At 43.5% G+C, this 22521-nt stretch carries 19 protein-coding genes and 1 other RNA gene; 15 read left to right on the forward strand and 5 right to left on the reverse strand.

All coding sequences use genetic code 11. The features are described 5' to 3' along the window. Positions 1–194: 194 nt before the first annotated feature. Complete coding sequence (locus JMX83_RS02390) at positions 195–887, forward strand: DUF4124 domain-containing protein (protein ID WP_201598738.1); 693 nt, start codon at positions 195–197, stop codon at positions 885–887. A gap of 105 nt (positions 888–992) precedes the next feature. On the opposite strand, the gene JMX83_RS02395 is transcribed toward JMX83_RS02390, so the two are convergent. Continuing rightward, positions 993–1709 carry an SIMPL domain-containing protein gene (locus JMX83_RS02395; protein WP_201598746.1) on the reverse strand — a complete coding sequence of 239 codons (717 nt, stop codon included), beginning with the start codon at positions 1707–1709 and terminating at the stop codon, positions 993–995. A gap of 321 nt (positions 1710–2030) precedes the next feature. Between JMX83_RS02395 and ffs the strand changes: the two genes are divergently transcribed. From ffs to serC, 5 genes are all read left to right on the forward strand, one after another. Further along, an RNA gene (gene ffs, locus JMX83_RS02400) (signal recognition particle sRNA small type) lies at positions 2031–2127 on the forward strand. A 209-nt stretch (positions 2128–2336) separates the two neighbouring features. Further along, a complete protein-coding gene (locus JMX83_RS02405; protein ID WP_201598748.1) occupies positions 2337–2933 on the forward strand; it encodes a LemA family protein in 597 nt (198 codons plus the stop codon). A gap of 39 nt (positions 2934–2972) precedes the next feature. Beyond that, positions 2973–5861: a M48 family metalloprotease gene (locus JMX83_RS02410; RefSeq protein ID WP_201598811.1), complete on the forward strand. Its 2889-nt coding sequence runs from the start codon at positions 2973–2975 to the stop codon at positions 5859–5861. A gap of 69 nt (positions 5862–5930) precedes the next feature. Further along, positions 5931–6845, forward strand: coding sequence for a DNA polymerase III subunit psi (locus JMX83_RS02415; protein ID WP_201598750.1), 915 nt, complete (start codon positions 5931–5933; stop codon positions 6843–6845). A gap of 92 nt (positions 6846–6937) precedes the next feature. Beyond that, on the forward strand, positions 6938–8074 hold the full coding sequence (gene serC, locus JMX83_RS02420; protein ID WP_201598752.1) for a 3-phosphoserine/phosphohydroxythreonine transaminase: 1137 nt from the start codon (positions 6938–6940) through the stop codon (positions 8072–8074). Positions 8075–8332: 258 nt separating this feature from the next. Here serC and JMX83_RS02425 read toward each other — a convergent pair whose 3' ends face one another. Together JMX83_RS02425 and JMX83_RS15320 are read right to left on the reverse strand one after the other, a co-directional pair. Continuing rightward, positions 8333–9361, reverse strand: a complete 1029-nt coding sequence (locus JMX83_RS02425) for a transposase (RefSeq protein ID WP_265089471.1) — start codon at positions 9359–9361, stop codon at positions 8333–8335. Beyond that, a complete protein-coding gene (locus tag JMX83_RS15320; RefSeq protein ID WP_265089472.1) occupies positions 9303–9476 on the reverse strand; it encodes a helix-turn-helix domain-containing protein in 174 nt (57 codons plus the stop codon). Before JMX83_RS15320 ends, JMX83_RS02425 begins: the two co-directional genes overlap by 59 nt. A 231-nt stretch (positions 9477–9707) precedes the next feature. Between JMX83_RS15320 and JMX83_RS02430 the strand changes: the two genes are divergently transcribed. The 7 genes from JMX83_RS02430 to msrB all read left to right on the forward strand — a co-directional run bounded on the left by JMX83_RS02430 (position 9708) and on the right by msrB (position 19430). Next, a complete protein-coding gene (locus JMX83_RS02430) occupies positions 9708–11540 on the forward strand; it encodes an extracellular solute-binding protein (protein ID WP_201598813.1) in 1833 nt (610 codons plus the stop codon). A 145-nt stretch (positions 11541–11685) separates the two neighbouring features. Further along, positions 11686–12465: a hydroxyacylglutathione hydrolase gene (gene gloB / locus JMX83_RS02435; protein WP_201598757.1), complete on the forward strand. Its 780-nt coding sequence runs from the start codon at positions 11686–11688 to the stop codon at positions 12463–12465. Positions 12466–12566: 101 nt separating this feature from the next. Continuing rightward, positions 12567–13637: a microcin C ABC transporter permease YejB gene (gene yejB, locus JMX83_RS02440; RefSeq protein ID WP_201598758.1), complete on the forward strand. Its 1071-nt coding sequence runs from the start codon at positions 12567–12569 to the stop codon at positions 13635–13637. A 62-nt stretch (positions 13638–13699) separates the two neighbouring features. Further along, positions 13700–14749, forward strand: coding sequence for an ABC transporter permease (locus JMX83_RS02445; protein ID WP_227675676.1), 1050 nt, complete (start codon positions 13700–13702; stop codon positions 14747–14749). A 76-nt stretch (positions 14750–14825) separates the two neighbouring features. Then, the gene (locus tag JMX83_RS02450) at positions 14826–16433 is read left to right on the forward strand and encodes an ABC transporter ATP-binding protein (RefSeq protein WP_227675677.1); all 1608 of its coding nucleotides are present in this window, start codon (positions 14826–14828) and stop codon (positions 16431–16433) included. Between the two features lie 183 nt (positions 16434–16616). Beyond that, a complete protein-coding gene (locus JMX83_RS02455; protein ID WP_201598760.1) occupies positions 16617–17921 on the forward strand; it encodes an iron-containing alcohol dehydrogenase in 1305 nt (434 codons plus the stop codon). Positions 17922–18215: 294 nt separating this feature from the next. After that, positions 18216–19430: a peptide-methionine (R)-S-oxide reductase MsrB gene (gene msrB / locus JMX83_RS02460; RefSeq protein ID WP_201598763.1), complete on the forward strand. Its 1215-nt coding sequence runs from the start codon at positions 18216–18218 to the stop codon at positions 19428–19430. A gap of 113 nt (positions 19431–19543) precedes the next feature. On the opposite strand, the gene folE is transcribed toward msrB, so the two are convergent. Then, positions 19544–20140, reverse strand: coding sequence for a GTP cyclohydrolase I FolE (gene folE / locus JMX83_RS02465; RefSeq protein ID WP_201598765.1), 597 nt, complete (start codon positions 20138–20140; stop codon positions 19544–19546). A 384-nt stretch (positions 20141–20524) separates the two neighbouring features. Here folE and JMX83_RS02470 point away from each other — a divergent pair, with 384 nt between their 5' ends. Both JMX83_RS02470 and JMX83_RS02475 read left to right on the forward strand, forming a co-directional pair. Next, on the forward strand, positions 20525–21334 hold the full coding sequence (locus tag JMX83_RS02470) for an enoyl-ACP reductase FabI (protein ID WP_201598767.1): 810 nt from the start codon (positions 20525–20527) through the stop codon (positions 21332–21334). 129 nt (positions 21335–21463) lie between these two features. Continuing rightward, positions 21464–22162, forward strand: coding sequence for a YoaK family protein (locus tag JMX83_RS02475; protein WP_201598768.1), 699 nt, complete (start codon positions 21464–21466; stop codon positions 22160–22162). A gap of 64 nt (positions 22163–22226) precedes the next feature. On the opposite strand, the gene JMX83_RS02480 is transcribed toward JMX83_RS02475, so the two are convergent. Beyond that, the gene (locus JMX83_RS02480) at positions 22227–22391 is read right to left on the reverse strand and encodes a hypothetical protein (protein ID WP_201598769.1); all 165 of its coding nucleotides are present in this window, start codon (positions 22389–22391) and stop codon (positions 22227–22229) included. Between the last annotated feature and the right edge of the window lie 130 nt (positions 22392–22521).

Consider the following 22521-nt stretch of genomic DNA (forward strand, 5'->3'; position numbering starts at 1 on the left):
ATAAAAAAGAACCAGTCAAGTGAATCTTGGCTGGTTTTTTTGTGCCTGTTCAAAAATATAGTGGTATTAACAAATGATATTTTTTTGAATATCATTGATTTCACATCAAATCCTACTGATTTTGCACCAAAAGTATCGCATAATAGTTCTTATAGAAGTATATTTATAGTAGACACTAATTAGGTTGACTGACTATGAGTTTGTTATCAAAGCGGAATTTGTTACGAGGCAATATACAGTTAGGAGCATTGGCTATCATGGCTAGCCTTTGTGCGCCTCTCAGCAACGCAACACCCATCTATAAAGTGATTGATGAGCAGACAGGTCAAGTGACTTTTACCGATCGTCCGCAGTCTTATGAGGATCAAGCAGGAAAACAAGTCAGCCAGACCAGCGTCAATACCGGCGAAAGTAGCGCCCCAAAAGGCATGCCAAGTGAGGTCAGAGGCAATACTGACCTTCCAGCTGCCGCTGCCACCAAACCTGCGGTGAATATCAACTATCAGTTGAGTATGATTGAGCCGAGTACTGAGCGTGCCTATCAGCGTCCTGCACAGAGTATCGTCATCGCGCTTGATGTAAAGCCTGCGCTACAGAATGGCGATCAAGTGAGTATCTATTTGGATGATAAAGAAATCGCCCAAGGATTAAGTGCTTCCGTCGCGACAGTCGATCTGCAGCCAGGCCCTCATAGCATCCGCGCTGTAGTCAAGAAGGTATCAGGACAAACAGGGCAGCAAGTCAATCGTACGGTACATGTCATTCAAAACACCCTAATTCTACAGAATAAAAAGAAGCTTGCCGAGCAGCTTTTGGCTTATGAGCGCTTACCATGGCACCAAAAGGTCTTGTTAAAAATGCGCGGTAATGACGCTGTATCTCAGTAACAAAGTCATTAGTAATGTATAAACAAAAAGGGCAGACGTGATCATCGCATCTGCCTTTTTTATTATTTATTTATTCTGTCTAACGTTATATGAGCTTATCACTATTTATTTGGTCAGCTCGATTGTACCATTGGCAGTGACTGAGATAGTGCTGTTACCAGACTCAAAACTTTGGCTTGGTACTGACTCGTCTGCCATTCCTGATTTCATGCTCATAGCGCTATACATTGGACGTGGATAGTTGCTACCGGTATTCAAATTAACATTCACGACGCGATAGCCGCGCGCATCCCAAGCACGAGTTAGACTCTTCGCTTGCTGCTGAAAAGCGCGAGATGCTTCGGTCATTAGCTTTTGCTCTAGCGCATCTTTTTTGGTATCTGAGACGCCAAAGTTAAGGTTATCCATGACTAAGGTTTCTTGTAAATCAGCAATCAGCTGACTGGTTGCTGCAAAGTCTGTACTTTTCAAGTCTATGTTTGCTTGACCTGTCCAGCCAATGATTTTGTCGTTTTTGTCATAGCGTGGATAGGTGCGCTGCTGCCCGGTGCTCACAGTCACGCTTGGGTAGCGTTTAGCAATTTTCATAGCATTATTGATTGACGTGTTGAGCATTGTCGCTAATGTTTTAGCGTCAGTTGCTTGTGCTTTTTTGTATAAGCTGGCACGTACTTCATCGTTTTGTATTTCTTCTTTTATTTCTGTCTGAAACGTCAGTTGGTCGTAGCCTGTTGGCTCTGCGTGGGCGCTGCCCATCATTGCAGTCATTAAACAAACCGTACCAGAAGCGAGTGCCGCTTTATTCAGTAGAGCATTTTTCATTATTATCTCCTAAATTATTTTTAATAGTCTTCATATGAATGTTTTTAAAATCCATTTTCATATGGGAAGGGGAAGTTGTGCGTCTCAATTTCTAAATGCGGACATGTGTGCAACTTCATTCGAGCCACTTTTTGACTACAAGGTGCTTACCTTAAATGCGGACATGTGTGCAACTTCATTCACTAAAATAGCAAAATCTGTATAAGTTGCTGTGAGAATTTTGTGAGCTAGGTTACTGGGTTATTTTTCGATTAAAACAAACAGTTTTGAGATAGGGGTTGTAAAATTAAAAAATCCTTGTATAATCTCATCCGGTGGCTCCATTGGTAGCCTCGCAACATTGTTCTATGAATCCCGCCAGGACCGGAAGGTAGCAACGGTAATAGATTTGATGTGTGCCGAGGATGTGCTGATGGAGTCGCTTTTTTTTGCCTAAAATTTGATAGATATTCTAATAAAGTACCTAATACATTGGTATTCTGTACTAAGCCCTTCATTGCAAAGGGCTTTTTTTTGTCCAAAATTTCATTCGATTTCTTATTTAAATTAAAAGCTTCATTGATTAATATGAGTTAAAATACAATGCATTAACGTTTATTAACATTCTGGACACTTTGAGGTTTGGTTATGAAGATGTTTGTTTGGCTGTTCATTGTATTTGTGGTGCTAATTATTGTATTTGGGGTGTCCATATTTAATAAATTGGTACGTGCACGTAACCAAGCAAAGAACGGCTTTGCGCAGATAGATGTGCAGCTCAAACGTCGTCATGATTTGATTCCAAATCTCGTCGAAACAGCCAAGCGTTATCTGACTCATGAGGAAGAGACACTGACACGAGTTATTAGCGCACGCAATCATGCTCAAAATCTACAAGACTCGCATAAGCATCAGCCAGATTCACAAGAGCACATGGCACTATTTGCCAAAGCAGAAGGCATGTTGTCCAAAGCGTTGAGTCAGTTTTCGGCAGTGGTAGAAGCCTATCCTGAACTTAAAGCCGATAGTATGCTCAGAGAGTTGATGGATGAGCTGACCAACACAGAAAATCGCATTGGTTTTGCCCGTCAGCATTATAATGATAGCGTGATGTTCTACAACAATGATCGTGAAGTGTTTCCTAACAATCTTGTCAGTACGACTTTTGGCTTTCGTCCGCTTAGTCCCTTGGTATTCGCAGACAGAGATGCCATTGCTAAAGCACCGAATGTTAATCTGGGCTAGGATTTAGATAAATTTGGCCAATGTTAGGCAGCCCAGGTGATGGATTTTTTTGGTGAACAGCGGATACGTACACGGCGCAGTCTATTGCTCTATGGACTGTTTTTTCTGATTGTGCTTGCTCATATGGCGGTAGCACTGGCTATCATGGGACTGCTGTTAACGATATTCACGGGTGGTATATATCATTGGGCATTGATACTCGTCATTCTCTTTATATTAGGCAGTTTCGTTGGTGGGAGTTTTTTAGAATACCGGCGCTTAAGAGCGGGTGGTCGCGCTATTGCTCAGCGAGTAGGGGCGGTCAGACTGTTTATTGATAACAGTCAGGCACCATGGGAGCACAGTCATGGGGTGGCGCATCAACATCAAACCAAAGAGAAAGTTCACTATAGCCCACGTCATATAGCCGTACGCGATGAGCGCGACTTTCCACCCGTCTATCGTCGTTATTATGAAATTGCCCATCAGTTAGCGATTGCGGCAGGTTTGAGTACACCGATTTTATATGTATTGCCTAATGAGCAAGGTATTAATGGCTTCGTCGCGGGTCGTCATAGCCAAGATATGGTACTTGTCATCACCCAAGGTGCGCTAGATAAGTTGTCTGATGAGGCGCTATACGGGCTAATTGGTCATGAGTATGGTCATATATTACATGGTGATGCCACGTTCAATCTACAGCTGATGGTGGTATTAGCTGGGCTACAGATATTATATGATTGGAGTGATCCAATTCCTAACAGTCGCTATCTTGATAATACAATTGCCACCGATATTCCTTTTTCACAGAGACAAGTTGATAGTCGTGCACGCAGTATAGAGGCGCAGACCGCCCGTTTTACCACGCAAAGTGAGTGGGTTGCGTACTGGCAGACACAATCACAGCAACAGCAGGCATCAGCCAAACGTGAGTCTCGGTGGGTGCAAAGTAGACCTGCGATCGATCGTCAAGCACCCCGTAGTGTCTGGACATTACTGCTCCATGGTCTAAGTTTCTCGAGTATGGCAAGTGCTCAGTTGATTAAGCACAGCTTTAATCGTGAGCGTGAGCTGCTTGCTGATGCAACCAGCGTGCAGTTAACGCGCTCGCCTGCGATCATAGAAACTTTAAAAGCCATTCACCAAGATTCACTTGGCTCACGATTATCGAGCGTTGCTGATATCAACGGACTCAGTCATTTTTTCTTTGCCAGTAGTGGCGCGGACTTGGGTGATGTGTCTTGGTTTGCCACTCATCCAAGCTTGATAGAGCGTATGAGTGCCATTAATGCTGATGCCTATCGTAAGTTTGCCGTACAAGTCGCTAAAGAGAAGCGGATCAATCAGCAGAAAATAAAAGAAATATATCGGCAGCGTCGCTCAGGAAACTGGGGAGATATTACAGAAAATAGCCTAAGCAAAAATTCACAGAAAAAGTCTCAATTGCCGCATCAATCATTATTCAGTATTGATGTAGAAAAAAACCATAAGCAGAACGCTATTTTTGATAACGCTGCAAGTAACAGTAAGAACCAGACAAATGAAGGTCTGGAGTTCACTAAAGAGGTAGATACAATTATCGATGGTCGCTTGCAGGTAGAAATAGCACCTATAGATACCGATAATTTGCTGAAGCCTTGGCAGGCCAAACCTGACGCTGACCTACCAGAAGATACACTGATTGAAGCGAGCGATATTCAAAAGGTGTCACTCCCGCAATATATACTCGATCATATTTATCATCCACTTGGTGCGCAAGCGCTCATAGAAGTGGTCATGCTTTGTCATCAGCTTCAACCATTATTAACGACTGCCACTTATAGTTTGAATGATATTTGGGGTGAGGGCTTTTCTATTGAAAGTGACACTACTAGTCATAAGCAAGTATTACCGCATAGGATAGATGCTAAGCTACTGACCATAGTGGCCAATTTGGATAGACGTTTGGACAGTGCTTTGATTGTATTTGCATTAGCCCAGTTACGTCGACATGACTTATCTGAAATACATATCAAAAAATTAAAGCTTAGAAGTGACAGCGAACACAGTCACGAAAGCGATCAGTACTATAAAAAACAAGCAAAATGCCGTACGATGTTGTTGCGTTATCAACAAGGCATAGTTGAGTTATTTAACCAACAGCTGACATCTGACTTAACTAAAAGCTTAGCTTGTGATTCTGCAGATAAAAAAATATCGAGTGAAGACTGTCACTCAGCAGCGAATTCATTAAATCATTCATTAGCTGTAGAGAGGCAAAAATCACCCATACTGTCACTATGGCAAGCGCTACAATTACAGCAGTTACTACCGATGTTATCTGAGGTTTTACACGATACGGATGCGCAAACTCTATCATCACAGACACTCAAAACTGGTATAGAAGGCGTAAAGGTACAACTAGATCCTTCAGGGCAGGTATTTGGGGCACTGAGAGATGCTCAGATGTCGATGGTGGTTTTACTGGCTTATCGCCTGTCAAAAGACGCTAAAGGTCAGATGATCTCAATGTATGAGCGCTCATTATTGAGTGAAGGTGATGAGAGTGTGGCGCATTACATTGTAGATTTGAGACGTCATGCGCGTTTGGTTGATATTGATTTGACGACAGTGAGCGATGTCAACTTGCAATGGTTGTTATTAACAGCACAACACTTAAATAGTATTCAATTATTAGCGATTATTGCTGCGGTTCCTATATCTACTAATCATTCTATCAATCGGCCCAGAAGTACTTTGGGTAGTACTAATTATCCAGAGAGACAACAGGAGGGTAGGCAAATAGATTATAATGACGATAGCACGATCAGACCTGCTCATCATGAATATCGACAATGGCTAAGTACATTGCATACCGTGATGTTACACGATACGATAATCAGCCAAGATGAATATGATTGCCTGCTCGCAATGTCAGAGCGCTGGCTAGGCGTTCGGCAGCTTTTTTGATAAGAACTACCAAAACCATCTAAAAAACAATAAACAATAGAGACAACATAATTAGGATAGTAGAGTCGTATGAGTGATATCCAAGACCCGCTAAGTGTATTGCAGCGCCGTGTGCAGCAACGCCAAATCCTAGCGATGATGGGTATCAATCAATGGGTGCGGCCTGAGTTAAGTACCGTAAATATAGCAGGTATCACGATAGATTCGGTTGAGCACTCAAATATTGACTCTATTGATACTGAATTCGCGAATAATAAACCCGCGAGCGCTGGAGTCATCGCTGAAACCATAGAGACAGTCGTTCAGCCGACCAGTGGTTATGATATAAATGACTCTTATAGCAGTGACCATGATAATGTGAATAACGATGCTCATGGTCTAGGTATTGATGAACAAGCAGCCACTGAACAAAGCCCAGTCACCTATAGTTTTGATAGTGTGAGCAATGAGGCATCTGCTACTTCAAATGCACCTAATCTTCACAATAGTCCAGATATCGAATCAAACCAAACCGCCGCATTTTTTATAGATGAAGCAGTGCAGTCAACAACTGCGCCTATTGCGCCGCATCAATTGTCTCAAAGCAGTCATAATAGTGATAGTGTAAATGACGACAGCTTGAAAAAGGTAGCACCATTTAACTTACAAGGTGGACGCTATGGTGACTGGGTGATATTGGTTGATATTCAAGCACTTAATAGTGATAGCCAAAAGCTATGGAATAATATCACTCAAGCACTCTCAATGACTCATGAGACGATCTCATTCCCAATTTGTGCCGGTATGGACACAGTAGAGCTTGCCAATGCCAGCCTTGCTGGATATGTCTTTAGAATTGGTCTGCGCGAAGAGATAAAAGTTGCTGCTTTAACAGTACTACCTGAAGGTCTTCAGCACCCCAACCTTATGACTATGCCTACATTAGACGACATGATTGCGGATAGTGATGCTAAACGTCAGCTGTGGGAGCGCATATCTCATTGAGCTATATTAAAACTGATATTGATGTAAATTTTTTTATCAACAAACTGAAATAAAGGTCGCTTCTTTATTTCATCATATCTAGGACTGTGATCATGTCTACAACCCAAACGTCTACACCCACTGCTAATGATAGTAACCCGCATCGTCTGCCAAACTTCTGTGCTGGCCCTGCCACGATGCCAACATCCGTATTGGAGCGTGCTCAGAGCGAATTGCTCGACTGGCAAGGTCGCGGCCTATCGGTCATGGAAGTCAGTCACCGTAGCAAAGAGTACATGGCGATCACTGACAAAGCAGAAGCTAAGCTACGCACGCTCATGGAGATACCAGATAACTATAAAGTACTATTTTTACAAGGCGGCGCTAGCTTACAGTTTTCTGCCATTCCATTGAACTTGCTCAATGGTGGACGCGGCGATTATTTGACGACTGGTGCATGGTCAGGTAAGGCGATTAAAGAAGCCCAGCGCTATGAAGCACTTGGTCTGGGTAAGATAAACTTGGTCGCGACTGGTAAAGAGGACAACTTTACGACTGTACCCGCCCAAAGTGATTGGAATGTGAGTGACGATGCCGACTATTTTCACTACTGTGCCAATGAGACTATCCATGGTCTACAGATATTCGAGCCACCACAAGTAGATGCACCAATCATCGCTGATATGTCATCTTCTATCTTGTCACAGCCGATAGATGTATCTAAATTTGGTATGATCTACGCGGGCGCTCAAAAAAACATTGGTCCTGCAGGTTTGGTCATCGTTATTATTCGTGATGATCTATTGGGGCAGGCAAGTGAGTGGTGCCCCATGCTACTGAATTATGAGCATCAAGCAGACAAAGAATCCATGTCTAACACGCCAGCGACGTACTCTTGGTACTTAGCAGGACTGGTGTTTGATTGGTTGGAAGAGCAGGGCGGTGTGGCTGCTATCGGTGAAATCAACCAGCAAAAAGCAGATCTGCTCTACAATACAATTGATGACAGCCGTTTTTATAACAACCCAGTCGATCCTCAGTATCGCTCTATCATGAACGTGCCATTTACTTTAGCAGACAGTAACCTTGATAAAGTGTTCTTAGAAGAGTCAGAAAAAGCTGGTTTGCTCAATCTAAAAGGCCATCGCGATGTGGGCGGTATGCGAGCCAGTATTTACAACGCCGTACCACTTGAGTGGGTACAGCAATTAGTCGACTTTATGATAGCGTTCGAAAAAAAGCATGCATAAGTCATAATAGCCTTTAAAATAAAAGACGCCGCTTTTACAAGTTGCGTCTTTTTTTATGAGTATATTTATCGATGCGTAGTTTTAGGAAGAAGCGTCCAATATCTGCTGCCATTACATCTAATACTGATGGATGTCGCACTGATGCCGCGTAACATAGCAAACCATTAGGATGAACTACCTACTACCTTAGAGTTAGAGGTTTCTTAGGTAACGCTCATACTTGATACGATATTCTGTATCAGCGGTTAAGCGAATTGACTAAGCTAACCCTGTCGCACCGACAGTTTTTGAGTGTTTAGCCAGTAGCAACCCTTGATTTAAGATGTTGATACTGGCGTTGAGGTCTCGGTCATTTTCTTGCAGACAACTTGGACAATTCCAAGATCTTGACGACAGCGGTAGTTCAGCTTTCGTTAGCAAGTGACCGCATCCTGAGCACGTTTTAGAGGATGGATACCACCGGTCTATTTTAACCAGCGTTTTACCGTACCATGCTGCTTTATAGGTCAGCATGGTGGTAAAGGCTGACCATGAGCTGTCCGATATGGCTTTAGCCAGTTTCCTGTTCTTAACCATACCCTTTACATTCAAGTCCTCTATGGCAATCACATCGTGGTTTTTGATGATATTGAATGAAAGCTTATGTAGAAAGTCTTTGCGGCTATTGATTATTTTCTCGTAGACTTTAGCGACTTTAACTTTTTGCTTTTGGTAGTTGCGACTCTCTGTCAGCTTGCGCTGCTGTGCTTTGGCAACGTTTCTACGCTTGGCTAACATCTTTTGTTCACGTACAAGCTTGTCTTGCAGCTTCGATAGAAACTTAGGATTGGCAACTCTGCATCCGTTTGATAAGACGATGAAGTGGGTCAATCCTAAATCAATGCCGATATTTGATTTGGTTTTTGGTAATTCATTAACGATAGTTTCAACCAATAAGCTGACATAATACTTGCCTGATGGGGTTTTGCTGATGGTGGCGCTTTTTATAAGTCCGTTTATTTTATTGGGGAACTTGGCGTTGATGTGACCGATTTTTGGCAGTTTAACGGTATGGTTAGTGAGTGAAACTGTGCCTTTTTGGTTGTTGGTGGTGTAGCTGTCTTTGATGCCTTTTTTCTTGAACTTGGGGAAGCCTGTGCCTTGTTTGAAAAACTTGTTATAGGCAGCTCTTAGCTGTTGCTGCACATTGGCCAATGCCAAGCTATCCACTTCTTTGAGCCACTCAAACTCAGCCTTGTACTGTGCTGGGGTGTTTTTTAGTGGTCTTGTAGTGCGCCATTTTATCACCAAGCATCTTGTTCCAAATAAAGCGCGTACAGCCGAATGATTTAGCAAAGAATATCTGTTGCTCATCATTAGGATATAGCCTAACTTTATGGGCTTTTAGAATTTGAGTGGGCATACAGACGGTGCTTATATTTCTACATATGGTATTATTAATAATACCATATGTAGAAATAGTTACTACCAACAACGCATTCATCCCACTACTTTAGAAGTAAGGGGCTTCTGCGCTAAGGTGTTAAAAAACCTAAGTTTGTTATGATAAAATTTTGCTATAGCGCGATTTTGCCGTCAGCCTTTATTATTCACCCCTGAATTGGTTAGCATAGAGGTTTGTTATAACGTTATGATAAGAAAAAATGCCCTGCTAAAAGCTGTTTTGCTAGCCATCACCGTCAGCTGGATACCGAGCAGTATTGCGGCACCTATTACAACGACAGCGCTTGGGCACAATAGCCCGACTGATTATATTAATGCACCTTATATGCCCTATGCCAATCCAAAAGCGCCGTCAGGCGGTACGCTGTCGCTAGATACCCGCGGTACGTTCAACAGTGCTAATAAATGGATGACGACGGGTGTGGCGATGATCGGTACGGATTATCTGTATGATACTTTGATGACGGGCTCATTAAATGAAGCGTTTACCATGTATCCGCAGCTGGCAAGCAAGGTAACCTATAATCCAGAAGATACGAGCTGGATTGTCTATCACATCAACCCTGCCGCCCGTTTTTGGGATGGGACACCTGTGACCAGTCATGATGTCAAAGCGACTTTTGATGCAATATTAAACAAAGGTCCCATGTCTATTCGCAGCTATTTGGGTGATATCAAGGACATTCAAATTATTGACGAGCAGCAAGTCAAATTTGTCTTTGCCTCTGCTGAGAACAAAGAAATCCTACTGACGGTTGGTCAGTTTCCTGTTTTTGCAAAATCCTCAATCGATACAGATTTTGAAAAAATCAGCCTGACGCCCTTGATGGGTAGTGGGCCCTATAAGCTGGGGCGCGTCGATGCAGGGCGTTCGGTGAGCTACATACGTGATCCCAATTACTGGGGTCGTGATTTGATGGTCAATCGTGGTCGCTACAATTTTGACATGATTAAGTTCGTTTATTATCAAAGCGATGAGATTGCCTTTGAAGGATTTAAATCTGGTCAATACCGTTTTCGCCCTGAAAACAAAGCATCAAATTGGGTGAGTGGTTATAATTTCCCTGCAGTGAAAGCAGGTCTTATCAAAAAAGAGACCATAACCAGTCAAAATCCAGTGCCAATGCAGGCGTTGGTGATGAATTTGCGCCGCCCAATCTTTCAGGACATAAGGGTGCGCCAAGCACTGACGGCTGCTTATGATTTTGAGTGGATGAATAAAACTTTGTTTCATGGTCAATATGAGCGATTGCAGAGTTTCTTTCACGGGTCGGAGCTTGCGGCAACTGGTACACCGTCTATTGAAGAGATGCAGGTGTTAACGCCTTTATTGTCTGAGCTTGAACCGATCCAGCGTAAAGCTGTATTAGCAGAATGGCAGCTACCCACCAGTGATGGCAATGGCTTTAATCGACAAGGGTTACTAAAAGCGCGGCAATTATTGCTAGATGCTGGATTTTATTATGATGATATGAAGCTATATCAGCCGAATGGTCAGCCCGCTCAAATTGAGATTTTGATGACAGGCGAGACCATGGGTCGTGTGCTTTTGCCTTATATTCGCAATTTAAAACGTTTAGGATTTGAGGCAACCTTGCGTCAAGTGGATGGGCCGCAATATTACGAGCGAACGCGCCGTTTTGATTATGATATGGTCGTCGATGTGTTTGCCCAAAGTCTGTCTCCTGGTGCTGAGCAGGCTGCATTTTGGGGTAGTGCGGCGGCTGATGAGCCTGGCAATCATAATAGTGCTGGTATCAAAAACGCAGCCATCGATGAGGTGGCCGCGGCTCTTGGTAATGCCAAAAATCGTGACGAAATTGTGTTATATACGCAGGTGCTTGATCGGTTGTTGCGAGCGGGTCATTATGTCGTACCATTGTATGGTAAGTCTGGCACCAACGTTGCTTATTGGGATCAATACCGTCATACAGACACATTACCGACCAACGCCGTCGGCATCGATTACTGGTGGGTGGATAAAGAGGCAGAAGGACGCATCAACAAATATTTGAAGCAGTAAGCAGTACCTTTTGACAGGATTTGGTCTAATAATAGCTGACTGCCAAACGCATAGGCTGTCACCACGCAGTAAAAGCGAGAAGTAAAATCAAAGCGAAATAATTCAAAATAACGAGCAAAAAAATAACTACTGGTAAGGATTTGACATGAGTATCCGTATTCACCCCATTAAAGCGTTTAATGATAATTATATTTGGACCTTAATTAATGAAAATAATAAGCAGGCGATCGTCATTGATCCAGGTCAAGCCAAGCCAGTTATCGATTATCTAGAGACGCATGAGCTAGAGCTAACCTCGATTTGGACCACGCATCATCATCATGATCATATTGGTGGTGTGGCAGAATTGCAGGAGTCGTATCCGATGACCCATCTGGTTGCACATAGTGAGCATGGGGTTGATGAGGATCAAACCATCAAAGATGGCAGCACGGTAAGCGCATGGGGCTGCTCTGCACAAGTCTGGGATGTATCAGGACACACCGCCAGCCACATGGCTTATATCTTAGATATCGATGGGCAAAAACATTGCTTCTGCGGTGACACTCTATTTAGTGCAGGTTGTGGACGTGTTTTTACTGGTACGATCGAGCAGTTACATGATAGTTTTAAGCGTCTAAATGAATTGTCTGATGAGACATTGCTATATCCTGCGCACGAGTATACGGCCAGTAACCTACGCTTTGGATTGTCTATCGAGCCTGACAACGAGGCAATGCAGCAAGCGCTAGCGCAAGCTGAGGCACAAACTGCACAAGGTGCGCCGACACTGCCAGTGACGCTAGAGCATGAGCGTGCGATAAACGTGTTTTTGCGTACCCAAGAGCCAAGTGTGATTGCAGGGGTTAAATCAAAAGTAACTATCGACGATGAGAAATCTTTGACGGTATTTGCAGCGTTACGCGAGCTGAAAAATAATTTTTAATGCAAGTTTTTAATACATAGATGTGTTTATGTAGACCTTTAGTACTAAAGAATATACTGCTGTAGTCATCGCCCTCTCTCTTTATTTAGGAAGTCGCCATTATGGGTCGTTATATCTTAAAAAGACTACTACTGATATTACCGACACTGTTTTTGATATTGCTTGCCAACTTTGTAATCGTACAAGCGGCGCCAGGCGGACCTGTTGAGCAGCAGCTTGCCCTTATTGAGCAGGGCGCAAAAGATAACGCACTTGGCGGTAATATTGGCGCGGGCAGTGCAGGTGGCAACGACAGCACTTATCAAGGAACGCGCGGTCTCTCTGAGGAAATGGTCGCTGCTATCAATGCCCAGTACGGCTTTGATAAATCGGCACCAGAACGATTTTGGCTCATGCTAAAAAATTACGCTCAGCTAGACTTTGGTGAGTCTTTTTTTAAAGGGCAGTCGGTGATCGATCTCATTATAGAAAAGCTGCCCGTTTCGATATCACTTGGTCTTTGGAGTACGCTGCTCATTTATTTGATCGCCATTCCGTTAGGGGTGTATAAAGCGATGCATCATGGCTCAGGCATTGATAAATTCACTGCTATGCTGCTGGCTATCGGACATGCGATACCTGTGTTTGTCTTTGCAGTGATTTTATTGGTATTTTTCGCGGGTGGCACCTATTGGAATATTTTCCCGCTACAGGGACTAACGTCCGAAAATTTTGACCAGCTCAGCGCGCTTGGTAAAGTGAAAGATTATTTTTGGCACTTGGCACTACCGTTGCTTGCCAGTACCGTAGGTGGTTTTGCAGGCTTGACGTACTTGACTAAATTCAGCTTTTTAGAGGAGCTGGGTAAGCAGTATGTATTGACCGCTCGCGCAAAAGGATTGGGTGAGCGTCAGGTATTATATGGTCATGTATTTCGCAATGCCATGTTAATTATCATCGCAGGTATCCCAGCCGCCATCGTTGGTATCTTCTTTGCCGGTAACTTTTTGATTGAGATTATCTTTAAACTAGATGGCTTGGGGTTGTTAGGTTTTGAGGCCATTCAGCAACGCGACTATCCAGTGATATTTGGTACGTTATTTATCTTCACCTTAGCGGGATTGCTACTGCAATTAATCAGTGACTTAAGCTATCACTTAATTGATCCTCGTATTGATTTTGAGGGGCGCTAATGTCAAATAATCAATCTTCATCAAAGAGCAGTCCTATTAATAGCGAACCAGATAAAGCGCCAATGCTTGAGCAGCTATCTACCACAAAAAAGCAACGATTGAACCCTATATGGCAAGCGCGTTTAAATCGCTTTCGCCAAAATCGACTTGGAGTGATATCGCTGTTTGTTTTTGCAGTGATATTTATCATCTGTATGGCGGCTAATTTCATCGCCAATGACAAACCCTTATTAGTGCAATATCAAGGCGATTATTACTTTCCAGTATTAAAGGCCTATCCTGAAACGACGTTTGGCGGCGTGTTCGAAACCGAAACCAATTATAAAGACCCTGCAGTGCAGTCGCTGATTGATGAGCAAGGCTATTATGTGATGCCGCCTATTCCGTTTGCTGATCAGACACCAAACGTCGAGCTTGGTCTACCTTATCCAGCGGCTCCAAACGCTCAGAACTGGCTTGGTACTGATGATATGGGTCGCGATGTGCTCGCAAGGATACTTTATGGTATGCGCGTCTCATTGTTGTTTGGTCTGGCGCTGACGCTCGCTGGTGCTCTCATTGGTATCATTGTCGGTGCAATACAAGGTTATTATGGCGGCTGGGTAGATCTGGCAGGGCAGCGCTTTATGGAAGTATGGGGCGGTATGCCTCAGCTATTTATGATCATTATTTTGGTCAGTCTGTTTAGTCCCAGTATTACTATGCTATTTGCCATGATGCTGTTATTCGGTTGGATGGGTCTGGTCGGCTTGGTAAGAGCAGAGTTCTTACGTGCCCGTAATTTCGACTATGTGCGGGCCGCGCGTAATCTCGGTGTTTCGGACAGCCAGATTATGCTCAGACACATTTTACCCAATGCATTGGCCTCAAGCTTGTCGCAACTACCGTTTATCTTAACAGCCAATATCATTGCGTTGACCGCGCTGGATTTTTTGGGATATGGATTGCCGCCTGGCTCGCCGTCTTTAGGTGAGCTGATGGTACAGGGGAAAAATAACCTTGATGCCCCTTGGCTGGCCTTGTCAGGATTCTTTAGTTTGACCTTTATTTTGTCATTGCTCATCTTCGTTGGTGAAGCACTGCGTGATGCGTTTGATCCGAGGCGCTCTTGATATGACCGAAAATATTATCGCTACCGAGCAGCACAACGCGCCAAATGAAAGTCTTAATCGCGCGCAAAACAAGCTCATGCTGACAGTAGATAGTCTTAGTATCACAACTGCAACAGGCATCCAGCTGGTCGATGCCTTGTCTTATGAGTTAAGACAAGGGCAAACTTTGGCTATCGTTGGTGAGTCAGGATCTGGCAAATCGATTGCCAGTCTTGCGTTACTAGGCCTGCTACCAGAGAATTTGACGATTAGGGGTGAGGTTCAACTGGCAAGCACAGCAGGCATGTCTAAACTACCGATAGCGAATGACAAAACACGCAATGCCGCATTACGTGCTATTCGTGGACAGCGTATTGGTATGGTATTTCAAGAACCGATGACAGCGCTGAATCCGTTACATACGGTCGCTAAACAAATTGCTGAATCGTTGCGTTTAAGTGGTATACCCAAAAAACAATGGCGAGATACTAGCATTGCTCTGCTAAATGATGTCAATATCACCGATCCTGCTGACAAGTTGAGTCGCTATCCACATGAGTTATCCGGTGGTCAGCGTCAGCGAGTAATGATTGCGATGGCATTGGCTCAGCAGCCTGATATTTTGATCGCTGATGAGCCGACAACTGCGCTTGATGTGACATTACAGCATGAAATTTTGGCGCTACTGAATGATCTCAAACACCAGCATAATATGGCAATGATATTAATCAGCCACGATCTCAATCTGGTTAGGCGTTATAGTGATGAGGTCATCGTGATGCGCCAAGGCCAGACGATTGAGCAGGGTCAAACGTCCGCGGTATTTGATCAGCCTAAAGCTGATTATACGCGTACCCTTATCAAGCAAGACTTTGGTCAAGCGTTAGTTATAGCAGACAATAACGTCGATAAGCAGTCAAGCGTATTAGAAGTGAGTAATCTCAAAGTACAATTCCCAATTGAAAAAAGTCTATTTGGGGGCACCAAGCGCTGGTTTGATGCGGTCAAAGATGTCGATATGACACTACAAAAAGGACAGGCACTGGGTATCGTCGGTGAGTCCGGCTCTGGAAAGACCACCATTGCATTGGCCCTTAGTCAATTGCTAAGCAATCAAGCACGTGTGAGTGGACAGATAGTGGTCAACGGGCAAGACATCTCGGCATTGTCCAAAAAAGCGCTACGTAACTTCCGCTCGCAGATCCAAATGGTGTTTCAAGACCCTTTTGCCAGTATTAACCCTCGTATGACGGTCATGCAAATCGTGGAAGAAGGACTGTTGGTACAAGGCGTGGATAAAGACGCGCGTCAGCAGGCGGTGATGGAGAGTTTGGCTACCGTCCATTTACCTTTAGCATTCGCGCAGCGTTATCCGCATGAGCTGTCCGGCGGTCAACGTCAACGTGTGGCATTGGCGCGCGCACTCATTATGAAGCCGAGCTTACTCATATTGGATGAGCCTACCTCTGCGCTCGATAGTACCACGCAGGTAACGGTAGTGAGTTTATTACGTGAAATTCAACACAAGCTGCAAATAAGTTATGTCTTTATCAGTCATGATCTCAAAGTAGTACGCGCACTATGTCAACATATTATGGTACTAAAACAAGGGGCATGCGTGGAGGCTGGGCTCACAGAAGATGTCTTTAGCCAGCCACAGCATCCGTATGCCAAGCAGTTATTAAAGGCGAGCAGTACACAATAATAGCGACATACCAAAAAAGGCAGTGGTACAATCATGCTAGACAGTGGTTTGCTTTATTCAAACATCTTTGCTGTACATATACTTATCTACTCTGCTATTGGCAAACGTCGTTTAGCCTTTATCAACTAGCTAAAACTATTGTTATCGCGGTTAAAATCATCATTGAAAAGGATTTTTGCACCCATGAAAAAACAAAACAGTATTACTAAATTAGTAAAGAACAACAGCTTGCAGCATGCTGGTTATTTGGCAGTGGCTAAGACACGCGCTAAAGTACTAAAAGCAGTCTCTTACGTGATACCTATCAGAAGACCGATGTTGTTTGTCGGTGAGACTGCCTGTGATGAGCTATGCGACATGCTCATTAACGAAGGCAATACCAATGTCTTTATTGTCACTGATGCGGTACTAAACAAACTTGGTATCCCTGCAAAAGTCACTGATTATCTAGATGCAAAAAATATCAGCTATCATGTCTATGATGGCATTACACCAGACCCTACTTTTAATGTAGTCGAAGAAGGGTTGCGTCAGTCTATAGCAGCAAATTGCGACGCTATTATCGCCATCGGTGGCGGCTCAGTGATCGATGCTGCCAAAATGATAGCTATGTCTCAAGGCAATAAATGCAAGCCTCAGCAACTGATCGGTATCCTTAAAGCAAGAAAGCCGTCGGCGCCATTATATTGCGTGCCTACAACAGCGGGTACTGGCTCAGAGGCAACCCTTGGTGCAGTGATATCTGATGATAAAACACACCAAAAAGCATTGTCTATTGATCCAAGAATGGTGCCGCTCGCCGCAGCGATTGACCCCATTATCATGAAGGGTATGCCAGCGCATATCACCGCTGATACCGGTATTGACGTATTGACCCATGCATTAGAAGCATGGATGAGTGCCAATGCCAGCGTGGAGACGGATTACTATGCGGCCTCTGCCGTCAAATCTGTCATGCATTATCTACCACTAGCTTACAAAGATGGTGGCAATCTAAAAGCAAGAGAAGAGATGGGAATTGCCGCCCATTATGGTGGTATCGCCTTTAACAAAGCGGGCTTGGGTTATGTGCATGCCATTGCTCACCAATTAGGGGCCTACTATAGCATTCCTCATGGTCGTGCCAATGCTATCGTGTTGCCTTATGTGCTTGATGTTAATCGTAAAGCAAGCAAGCAGAGACTGGCAGCACTGGCAAAAAGAACGGGTATGGTAGCAGACGGCCAAGCTGGTCATGATGATAAAGAAATAGCAAATCAGCTCATTGAACAAGTCAGAGAGCTGATTGCAAACCTAAATATTGATCCGACCGTTAGCGGTATGCAGACCAGTGACTTTGATGATATTGCAAAAGCAGCAGCAAAAGAAGTCAGCGATACTTATGCCGTACCAACCTATCTCTCAGCAGCTGAAATTAAGGAAATCTTAACGAAGATTAAGCAGGTAAGTGACGAGAATGCTGATAAAGACACTCAGAAAGCGTCATAAATTTTTGCTTGTACTGACAGACTTACGATAGATAAAAAGCCTATGACTCTTTTGAGGATAGGCTTTTTTAACGCGTTTAAAATAAGCTAAGACCTTGAAATAAAATAGTTTATCTCAATATATTAATTATGCTAAAACCTGTGTCATAATCAAATCATCGTTTAGTTTACCTTGTGATATGACTTAATTGATAAAAAATAACTTAATAAATTGTAAATATATAACAATACAGGAATGTTTTAGTGATACATAAGCGTTACGATGATTAAATGATATTACGTTTGGGAGATTTTTATGAATCGCACATTACCGTCTAAAATGATTGGATTGGTTATCATGGCGAGCAGTGCTTTTTACGCAGGCTGCGCGTCTACCGAAAACAGCACTACTATAAAAAACGCAGATGCTACTAATCCTTATGCACCGACAACCCCAGGACTGGCAGTTGCTACAGTAGCTGGCGGGTGTTTTTGGTGTGTTGAAGCAGGTTACGAGAAAATCCCAGGCGTCGTAGAAGTGGTGTCTGGTTATACGGGTGGCAATACCGAAAACCCAACCTACAAGGAAGTGTCGGCAGGTGGTACGGGTCATACGGAAGCGGCGCAAGTGTATTATGATCCTACGAAGATTACTTACAATGGTATCGTACAAGCATTATGGAGAATCGCTGACCCCACTGACGATCAAGGGCAATATGTTGATCGTGGCACACAGTATCGCCCAGCGATTTTTTATAACAATGCGCAAGAAAAGCAAATAGCAGAAGCTGCTAAACAATCATTACAAGACTCTGGGGTATACGACAAACCAGTCGTAATTGAAATTGTTCCTGCTAGTACTTTTTATCCTGCCGAAGAGTATCATCAGGATTATTACAAAAAGAATCCGATACGTTATAAGGCTTATACGTTCAATTCTGGTCGCTATCAGTTTATCGAAAGTGTGTATGGCAAAGACTATGAGCTTGATTTTAGTCAGTTCAAGCCCACGGCAGCTAGTGCACAGCCAGTAATATCCAGTCAAATGCCAAACAGCAAAGCAAGTACAGGGTTCAATCCAGATACATTTGTTAAGCCGTCGCAAGATACTCTAAAAAAATCGCTCACTGACATCCAATATAAAGTCACCCAAAAGGACGGTACCGAGCGCGCCTTTAATAATGAGTATTGGGATAATAAAGCGCCTGGATTGTATGTAGACGTCGTATCTGGTGAACCACTATTTTCTTCTCGTGATCAATACAAGTCTGGCACGGGCTGGCCCAGCTTCACTCGTCCATTGAACACTGATATGGTAGTAGAAAAAGCAGATCGCGGTATCTTTGGGACGCGTACCGAGATTCGTAGCCGCTACGCTGACTCGCACGTGGGCCATGTGTTTGATGATGGTCCAGCACCAACAGGTAAGCGTTACTGTATGAATTCGGCAGCACTGCGCTTTATTCCACTTGCGCAGATGGAAGCCGCTGGCTACGGCAATTGGATAGATGAGGTCAAACCAGTGAGCTAGTATGGATTTGCTAAAACTTGAAATCTTACTTTGTATAGCTAAAATAAAAAGGACGCATCATATGCGTCCTTTTTGTTTGGTTATTATTCACAACAGCCTAAACCATTAACAAATTAGAACGCTGGTTGACGTTTAGGGACGGCACCCAAAAATTCATTACGAGCTTGATTGTTGTGTGTATACTCACCAAGCATCGCGGTACTGCGCGTGGTTGAATGCTGTTTGCTGACACCGCGCATCATCATACACATGTGCGAGGCATCCATGACTACAGCTACACCGCGGCAGCCAGTAACATCCATGATGGTTTGTGCAATCTGTTCACTCAAGTTTTCTTGTATTTGCAGACGACGGGCAAACATATCGACAATACGGGCAAACTTCGACAAACCCAGTACTTGGCCATTAGGTAAATAGCCAATATGAGCGACACCGTGGAAAGGTAGCATATGATGCTCGCACAGTGAATAAAACTCAATGTTCTGTACCAGTACTAACTCACGATTGGCTGATGGAAAGACAGCATCATTGACCACTTCTTCAATGCTTTGATGATAGCCTTTGGTTAAGTGAGCAAAAGCCTTTGCCGCACGTACAGGCGTATCTAATAAACCAGGACGATCTAAGTCTTCGCCAGTCGAACCAATCAGTTGGCGATAGGATTCGGTACTTTCTTTATAATCTGGGGTTATTATTGGGGTGTTACTCATAAGTTTGGCAGCCATCCAAAATGTGGGTGTAGCTTAACGTTGAATCCTATCATGTCAGGATTCTTATAAAATTGTGCAAGCTGGGAAGGGCTGTGATTATACTTGAAATCTGCTGAACTTCATACTGCTGTGGTGAGTAGTTCAGAGTTTAGTAACTATAGGACTGTTAGAGATACAATTAGAACGGTGACAATGATGATATTTCATTAGTATTATTGCGATAATAATGATGGTAACCAAGTACAGTTTACGACTGTTTACTTAAATTAATTCGTGTATAATAAGTCATCTTTTGATTTGCATCATTTCATGACGCGTCACTTTCTAATTATTCTAAATAAACCTACATTCTAAATCATCTCGATTGATTCAAAAGGAAATCTTATGCTACTGCAAGGACAACGATTTGTCGTAACTGGCATCGCAAGTAAACTCTCTATCGCTTGGGCTATCGCAGAAGCGCTACACCGCGAAGGCGCCTCATTGATCCTGACTTATCCGAACGATAAAATAAAAAAGCGCGTCGATATGGCTGCCGAAAAATTCGAAGCGGATTTGGTATTAGAGTGTGATGTCGCCTCTGATGAGTCGATTGCTGCCTGTTTTGAGCAAGTAACCACCCATTGGGGTGATGGTATTGATGGTGTGGTACACGCCATTGGTTTTGCACCGATGGATCAGCTAGATGGTGACTTTGTGAATGCCACTACGCGTGAAGGCAGCCACATCGCGCATGATATCTCTAGCTACAGCTTTGTTGCATTGGCAAAAGCAGCTCGTGAGTTGCTTGCAATGCGTCATGGTTCTATGCTGACGTTGACTTATGAAGGCAGTATCTCAGTATTGCCAAACTACAATGTCATGGGTATGGCAAAAGCCAGTCTTGAAGCCAGCGTGCGCTACTTAGCGACTTCTATGGGCGGCGAAGGTATCCGTGTCAATGCGATTTCAGCAGGTCCAATTCGCACGCTAGCTGCTAGTGGTATTAAATCATTCCGTAAAATGCTCGATATCAGCGAAAAAATCGCGCCACTACAACGTAATGTCAATCAGATGGAAGTAGGCAACGCAGCACTATTCCTATTATCGCCTTGGGCATCTGGTATCACTGGTGAGATCATGTTTGTTGATGCAGGTTTTAATACCGTCGCTATCAGTGAGCAGTTGATGATGCTTGATGAGCCAGCGCAATAATCATTTAAGTATTTTTTGCGTTGATGGTCATTATGAATGATTCACTCAACTATTGAAAAGGCAGCCAATTGGCTGCCTTTTCTCGTGATACTATGAGTCTTTTTGGCAGTGTGCCTTTAGGTGACGAATATGATAACCAAGTTACCGAAGTGGATATTGTGGGGTGGGGCAGTATTGGCATTTAGCGCCGGCTGCGTTAACACAACCGCATTGATGGGCTTTGCTAACTTATCGGTCTCGCATGTCACCGGTAATGTTAGCTTATTTGCAGCAGCTATTGCTTACTCAGATTCTCGCAGTATTTTGTATATCGGTGCACTACTATTGTCTTTTTTGTCAGGGGCAATATTGAGCGGTTTTGTCATTGGACAGACATCCTTAACACTAGGCCGTAGTTACGGGCGTGCGCTATATCTTGAAGCAGCATTACTAATAGCTGCCTACTGGTTATATCAGCAGCATGATTATCTCGGACAATTGGCAGCAGCGATGGCTTGCGGATTACAAAACGCGATGGTAGCCACTTATAGCGGAGCAGTTATTCGCACGACTCATTTGACAGGACTGACATCCGATATGGGTGCAGCAATCGGTAACTGGCTTGCGGGTCGCTCTATTAGTAAGCCTACATTAGGTTTTCAGGCCGTTATTTGGTATTGCTTCTGCGGTGGTAGTACAGTTGGGGCTTTTTTGTTTGCCAAAGTTGGCTACGATGCGTTGTTTGTACCCATCACAATCGTTCTAACAGCAGCATTTATATATAACTATGTCTCCAATCACTTGCCAGAACAAAGAGAACCAAAACTAAAAAAGCGCTCATCATCATGACAAGCGCTTCTTATTTTTACTGTTAATGCTAGATAACAGGCTTTATCTACCGTTCTGCCATCTTTTATTTTGTGCCTTCTTCTTGATGATCTTCATGCTCATGCATACCTTGCATCATATCTAGCGCTGAGTCGTCAGTACGCTGTTGATCTTCTTTAGCCAGACCATCTTGATTAATGTCTTTTGGCGCCATTTTTGTGGTTGCATCGGTTTTATTTGCATCTGTCATAGTATCATTCCTCTTGTTTTTATTGATGATTATCTATCTAACCTTACAAATTATGTGGTATCGGTTTTTACTTGTATAGCCCCAAATGATGAATGTTTGGATGCTTTATGTAATTTTTACCAACTAAGAC

This window comes from Psychrobacter piscatorii, assembly GCF_904846415.1.
Classification (GTDB): Bacteria; Pseudomonadota; Gammaproteobacteria; order Pseudomonadales; family Moraxellaceae; genus Psychrobacter; species Psychrobacter piscatorii.